The 6,113-nt window shown below is 74.2% G+C and carries 7 protein-coding genes and 2 pseudogenes; 3 read left to right on the top strand and 6 right to left on the bottom strand.

Annotated elements, in window-relative coordinates:
- Positions 1-458: universal stress protein (locus MCAG_RS25715; RefSeq protein ID WP_036375247.1), on the top strand; the 458-nt coding region annotated here is incomplete at its 5' end.
- A gap of 56 nt (positions 459-514) precedes the next feature.
- On the opposite strand, the gene MCAG_RS25710 is transcribed toward MCAG_RS25715, so the two are convergent.
- The 5 genes and pseudogenes from MCAG_RS25710 to MCAG_RS25690 form a co-directional block, all read right to left on the bottom strand.
- On the bottom strand, positions 515-1,138 hold the full coding sequence (locus tag MCAG_RS25710) for an FMN reductase (protein ID WP_007075874.1): 624 nt from the start codon (positions 1,136-1,138) through the stop codon (positions 515-517).
- Positions 1,135-2,314, bottom strand: a pseudogene (locus MCAG_RS25705) (LLM class flavin-dependent oxidoreductase). The gene MCAG_RS25710 and the pseudogene MCAG_RS25705 overlap by 4 nt, the downstream one beginning before the upstream one ends.
- Positions 2,315-2,526: 212 nt before the next feature.
- The gene (locus MCAG_RS25700) at positions 2,527-2,787 is read right to left on the bottom strand and encodes a ubiquitin-like small modifier protein 1 (protein WP_007075872.1); all 261 of its coding nucleotides are present in this window, start codon (positions 2,785-2,787) and stop codon (positions 2,527-2,529) included.
- Between the two features lie 317 nt (positions 2,788-3,104).
- Positions 3,105-3,884 (bottom strand): exo-alpha-sialidase, encoded by a 780-nt coding sequence (locus MCAG_RS25695; protein WP_232290275.1) that lies wholly within the window; start codon positions 3,882-3,884, stop codon positions 3,105-3,107.
- Between the two features lie 214 nt (positions 3,885-4,098).
- Positions 4,099-4,722, bottom strand: a complete 624-nt coding sequence (locus MCAG_RS25690) for a DNA-3-methyladenine glycosylase (protein WP_007075870.1) — start codon at positions 4,720-4,722, stop codon at positions 4,099-4,101.
- Between the two features lie 232 nt (positions 4,723-4,954).
- Between MCAG_RS25690 and MCAG_RS25685 the strand changes: the two genes are divergently transcribed.
- Positions 4,955-5,467 (top strand): hypothetical protein, encoded by a 513-nt coding sequence (locus MCAG_RS25685; protein ID WP_050778060.1) that lies wholly within the window; start codon positions 4,955-4,957, stop codon positions 5,465-5,467.
- Complete coding sequence (locus MCAG_RS25680) at positions 5,468-5,824, top strand: MmcQ/YjbR family DNA-binding protein (protein WP_007075868.1); 357 nt, start codon at positions 5,468-5,470, stop codon at positions 5,822-5,824.
- Between the two features lie 63 nt (positions 5,825-5,887).
- On the opposite strand, the pseudogene MCAG_RS33940 reads toward MCAG_RS25680, so the two are convergent.
- Positions 5,888-6,113: pseudogene (locus tag MCAG_RS33940) on the bottom strand (hypothetical protein); the annotation flags it as partial.

The raw sequence follows: 6,113 nt of genomic DNA, 5'->3' as shown, positions 1-6,113 counted from the left end.
AGCAGGCGATCCCGGTCGACGGCCCGGTGGTCGCCGGGGTGGACGGGTCGCAGCCAGGGCGGCTCGCCGCCGTTCTCGCCGCCGACGAGGCGGCCCGCCGGGGCACCGGCCTGGTGCTGGTGCACGTGGCGACGGCCGACGACGCGCGCCCGGTGCCGAGCGAGGTCGAGGAGGCCGGGGCCGTGTCCCGGGCCGAGTCCGCGAACCTGCTCGACGCGACCGCCGCCGAGGTCACGGCCGCCCACCCGGACCTGGCCGTCGAGCGACGGCCGGTGCGGGCGGCCAAGCCCGAGCGGGTCCTGATCGAGTTGAGCGGGGACGCGGCGCTGGTGGTGGTCGGCTCTCGCGGGCGCGGCGGCTTCAGCGGGCTCGTGCTCGGCTCGGTCAGCCAGGCGCTCGTACAGCACGCGCACTGCCCCGTGCTGGTCGCCCACCCGCAGCCGGCAGACGCCGCGTGACCCGGCGGCGGGCCGGGGCGGTCAGGCGGGGCCGGGAGGGCCGGCGGAACGGACGGTCAGGCGGGGTCGCGGCCGGCGAGCAGTTCGTCGAAGCCGGCGGTGAGCGCGAACGGGTCCGGCGGCGCGGCGGCGGGCCGCTGCCGCACCTGGTCGGCCAGTTCGCCGGCCGCGCGGACGATCCGGGAGCGCAGGGCGCCCTCGGCCGCCGCACCCGACCAGTCCTCGGGGGCCGCGAAGACCGCCGTGGGCACGACCACCGCCCGCAGGTACGCGAACATCGGCCGGACGGCGTGCTCCAGGGCGAGGGAGTGCCGGGCGGTGCCGCCGGTGGCGGCGATCAGCACGGGCCGGTCCACCAGCGTGCCGGCGTCCAGCACGTCGAAGAAGGACTTGAACAGCCCGCTGTAGGACGCGTTGAAGATCGGCGTGACCGCCACCACGCCGTCGGCTGCGGCGAACGTGTCCAGCGCCTCGCGCAGGGCGGGCGGCGGGAAGCCGGTGAGCAGGTGGTTGACGACGTCGTGGGCGTGGTCGCGCAGTTCGACGGGACGCAGCTCCACCTCGACGCCGCGCCGGGTCAGCTCGTCGCGGGTGGCCGCGGCGAGCTGATCGGCGAGCAGCCGGGTCGACGAGGGCCGGGAGAGCCCGGCGGAGACCACGGCGAGGGTACGGCGGCTCATCGCCCCGTCTCCGGGGCGGCACCGGCAACGGCCGGCTCGCCGACGGCACCCGACCCGGCGCCGGTGCTCGACGCGCCCAGCGCGGTGTCGGCTGCGTCACCGGCGTCGCGGGCGGCCTTCAGCGAGGCGTGCGTGGGAGCCTCGGGCACGTGCGCGGGCCGCAGCGCGGCGAACTCCCGGCGCAGCACGGGGACCACCTCCTCGCCGAGGAGGTCGAGTTGCTCCAGCACGGTCTTCAGCGGCAGCCCGGCGTGGTCGATCAGGAAGAGCTGCCGCTGGTAGTCGCCGACGTAGTCGCGGAAGCCGAGAGTACGGTCGATCACCTGCTGCGGGCTGCCGACGGTCAGCGGGGTCTGCGCCATGAAGTCCTCCAGCGCCGGTCCGTGGCCGTAGACGGGGGCGTTGTCGAAGTACGGGCGGAACTCCCGGACCGCGTCCTGCGAGTTGCGCCGCATGAACACCTGGCCGCCGAGGCCGACGATCGCCTCGTCGGGCGAGCCGTGCCCGTAGTGCGCGAAGCGCTCCCGGTAGAGGCCGACCATCCGCTGGGTGTGCTCCTTGGGCCAGAAGATGTGGTTGGCGAAGAAGCCGTCGCCGTAGTACGCGGCCTGCTCGGCGATCTCCGGGCTGCGGATCGAGCCGTGCCAGACGAACGGCGGCACCCCGTCCAGGGGGCGCGGCGTCGAGGTGAACGACTGTAGCGGGGTGCGGTACTTGCCCGACCAGTCGACCACGTCCTCGCGCCAGAGCCGGCGCAGCAGGTCGTAGTTCTCGATGGTCAGCGGGATGCCGTTTTCTGATGTCCTTGCCGAACCACGGGTAGACCGGGCCGGTGTTGCCCCGGCCGAGCATCAGGTCGACCCGGCCGTCGGCGAGGTGTTGGAGCATCGCGTAGTCCTCGGCGATCTTCACCGGGTCGTTGGTGGTGATCAGGGTGGTGGCGGTGGAGAGCAGCAGTCGCTCGGTGCGGGCCGCGATCCAGCCCAGCATGGTGGTGGGCGACGACGGCACGAAGGGCGGGTTGTGGTGCTCGCCGGTGGCGAAGACGTCGAGCCCGACCTCCTCGACCTTCCGGGCGATGGTCACCATCGCCTTGATCCGCTCGTGCTCCGACGGCTCCCGCCCGGTGGTCGGGTCGACGGTGACGTCTCCGACGGTGAAGACCCCGAACTGCATGACGGCTCCTCGTGTGGCTACCGGGCCGGTGCGGCCCCGGACATGGCCCACAACATATTTGACGAGTCAACTATTCCGTCGGTCGGGGCCCATGCTCCCGTGCCGCGGGCGCGCGGTGGCCTGGTCGGCGGCGGCGAATCGGCTGCCCGGTGCCCTCGGGTGGAGGCGGCGAATCGGGTGCGCCCGGTGGGATTCCGTGGCGGGAACGCGGGTCAGCCGCCGGCCACCGAGGGCAGCACCCGCACCTCGGCGCCGGGGCGGACCGGCGCGTCCAGCCCGCCCAGGTGCCGGCAGTCCTCCCCGTCGACGTAGACGTTGACGTACCGACGCACCTCGCCGCGCTCGTCACGCAACCGCCGGGCCAGCCGGGGCCACTGCCCGGCCAACTCGTCGAGGACGTCGCGCAGCGTCCCGGCCGCCGCGACGGTGAGCCGCGCCGCGCCGCCGACCTCGCCGCGTAGCGGCCCCGGCACCAAAAACGGTGACCAATCAGACCTCCGCGGCGCGGACGCAGAGCACGTCGGGCAGGTGCGCGGCGACCAGGGACCAGGAGTAGCAAATAGTCGCGGCTGGCGTAGACCTCGCCGGAGCGGGTGCCGAAGTAGACCCCGGCCCCCTCGGCGTCGTCGGCGCACATCGCGTCGCGCAGCACCGCCGGGTAGAACGGCCCATCGGGCACCCCCCGCCGAAAGCGCCTCCCACGTCTCGCAAAGCATCGGCGGAACGGTAGACCCGGCAGCGCTCGTCGCCCGGGAAGCGCCGGGAGTCGGCGGCGAGGGGGATCGACCTATTATCCCGGGGCGGCGGGGGTGGGCCACCATCGGGACCCGAGTCGCTGGGCAAGCGGCGGCGATCGACACCAGGTCCGCCCCCGTCGTCGAGCGGTAGACGCCGTGGTGGTCTGCGCGTAGAGCCGCTCCGGATCACCGGCGTCCCGGGCCACCTTGTGCACGCACTGGCCGAACTCGGGCCACTCGTCGGGCAGGAAATAGGCCCGGATGCCCGTGTTGCCCGGTGCCCAGCTCGCGCCCGCGTCGTCGGAGTGGTAGACCCCACCGGTCGACATGGCCACCGTGAGTCGGGCCGGGTCGTGCGGGTGCGGCAGGACGGTGTGCACCGCCTGGCCGCCGAAGCCCGCCTCCCACTGCTTGCGGTGCGGGTGGTCCCACAGCGCGCGGACCAACTCGAAGGTGCGCCCCCCGTCGGCGGAGCGGAACAGCGCCGACGGCTCGGTGCCGGCCCAGACCACCTCTGGCTCCGCCGGCCCGGCGGGCGCGAGCTGCCAGACCCGCCCGAGGCTCGCCCCGGTGTCGGCCGGGAAGGCGACCGGGGCCTGCTCGGGCTCCTGCCAGGACGCCCCCAGGTCGTCGCTGGTGGCCACGCTGGGCCCGAAGTGCGAGCTGGTCGTTCCGGCGAGCAGGCGGGGAACGTCGCGCCGCGTGTCCACCGCCACCGCGTACACGCCGGTCATCGGGTGGTGCGGGCCGCTGACCCGCCAGGTGCGGCGGCCATCGACGCTGGTGGCGAGGAAGAGGCCCTTGCCGGTGCCGATCGCGAGCAGGGTCGTCATGGATGTCCTTCGCGGAGCCGGAAGCCGAATGGCGTGATTATGACCACGGGGACCGACAGAAACCGGCCGACGCACCGGGAGCAGGGGGCGGTCGCCGCAGGTCAGCGGGGAGCGGCCGCCGCAGGTCGGCGGCGGGAGCGGACAGTTCCAGCCGTCGGCCTCTGGGTAAGTCAGCGGCAGGAGCTGGGTAAGTCAGCGGCGGAAGCGGGGTGGGTCAGCGGCGGGAGCGGGGCACGTGCCGGCGGTACTGGCTCACGGTCGGCTCGCCGGCGATCCAGAACCGCCACGGCACGTCGTGTGCACCGGTCACCCCGACCCGGGGCCCGGCGGCGATCGTCGCCTCGGGCACCGGCTCGGCCGCCGGGCGCAGCCGCACCGGCCCGTCGCCGAGCAGGTACCGCCCGTACAGCGTGCGGTCGATACCGAGGGCGGCGCAGAGCCGCGCCGGGCCCCGCGCGAGATCCACATCCCGGCGTACGGCGGTGCGGCGGGACCGCGCGACCTCGACGCCCTCGACCACCTCGCCGGCCCGCAGCAGCACTGCCGCGGCCTCCCCCTGCGGCCCGGTCACCACGTTCACGCACCAGTGCATGCCGTACGTGAAGTAGACGTAGGCGTGCCCCGCCGGGCCGAACATCACGGCGTTGCGCGGGGTGCGCCCCCGGTGGGCGTGCGAGGCGAGATCTCCGGCCGTGCCCGCGTACGCCTCGACCTCGGTGATCCGGACGGTGACCCCGCCGGCCGAGAGCCGGCAGCCGAGCAGCCCCCGGGCGGCCGGCACGACGGGCCCGGCGAGCAACTCGGCCAGCCCGGCGATGCCCACTTCGGGGTAGGACATGGGCCGACCCTACCCAGTCCCGACCCTCGACCAGCCCCGGCCCGGCGCGGGCTGGACTCGGGGCGCGGGCTGAGCGGGGCGCTACAGCTAGGGCTGGGCGGGGCGCCTCCATGTCGGCGACATGGGGGCTTCCCCGAGCTTGGGTTCGCCCCATACCGCCGACGGGAGTCGATCACCACTGAGATTTAAACACTTCGTTGACAATTATTCGTTCAAGTGTTGCAATCCAGGAATGAGCCTGGAGCAGCAAGAACCTTTCGCGATGCCCGATCCGGGGCGGGCGCGGGCGCACCGCACCCACGCCGCGCTGACCCGGATCGCCGAGCGACACGCGGCCGACGACGCGCGCCGCCGCCGCTACGCCCACCCGTACGTGCTCGACCCGTACGAGGCGGTGGCCCTGGTGACCGCGCTCGCCGCCGGTGGCGCGGAGCTGGCCGACGGCGAGGAGCCGGTCGATCCGACCGACCTGGTCGCCGCGCTCACCCTCGTGCCGCACCTACGTGCCGAGGTGGACGCACTGGAGGCCGGCCTGCTGCGGCTCGCCCGCGACCGGGGCCTGACCTGGCAGGCGGTCGCCCACGGCCTGGGGCTCGGTTCGGCGCAGGCCGCCCGGCAGCGCTACGAGCGGCTCACCGGCCGGGTCGGCGTCGACGCGGGAACAGCAGGGGGCGAGACGGAATCGACCGGGGGCGAGAAGATGGACGGGGCCAGACCGGGTGGCAACGGCGACGGGGAGGCATGAGTGGACCGCGCGGAACTGCTGGCGTACTGCCTGGCGAAGCCCGGCGCGTGGCTCGACCAGCCGTGGGACGAGGAGATCGTGGTGAAGGTCGGCAGGAAGATCTTCGCCTTTCTCGGCCCCGAGTCCGCCGACCGGGTGGGCGTCAAGTGCGGCCCCACCCGCGAGTTGGCCGACGAGTGGCTGCACCGGTTCCCCGGCGACGCCGTCGCCTCCTCCCACATCGGCCGGTTCGGCTGGAACAGCCTGCGGCTGGCCGGCGCGATCGACGACGACGAGCTGCGCGAGGCGGTGGACGCCTCGTACGAGGCGGTGGTGGCGAGGGTGCCGCGCCGCGAGCGCCCGGCCGCCCCGGCCTGATCCCGTCGCGGCCGCCGGCCACTCTTTTTGTCGAGACGTGGTCAGCCGGGCGTCGAGACGTGGTCAGCGATCCGGCTCGCCGTCGGCGCGGGGTGCGCTTCCCCGGGTTTGGGCCCAGTTGATGAAGCGTTCGTGCAGGTCGGAAGCGCTCTCGGGGTGGAGTTGGGCGAGCTGGGCGCGGGCCTCGACCATGAGCTGGGCCAGGTAGAAAATCAGGGCGGTCCGATCGCCCCCGGAACTCCACCAGCAGGCCCAGCCGGGCCGGCTGGCAGGGCCATTCCGCCCCGCA

The sequence above is a fragment of the Micromonospora sp. ATCC 39149 genome, from assembly GCF_000158815.1.
Classification (GTDB): domain Bacteria; phylum Actinomycetota; class Actinomycetes; order Mycobacteriales; family Micromonosporaceae; genus Micromonospora.
Note: the sequence above shows the minus strand (reverse complement) of the source record. Positions and strands in the feature narration are given on the sequence as shown.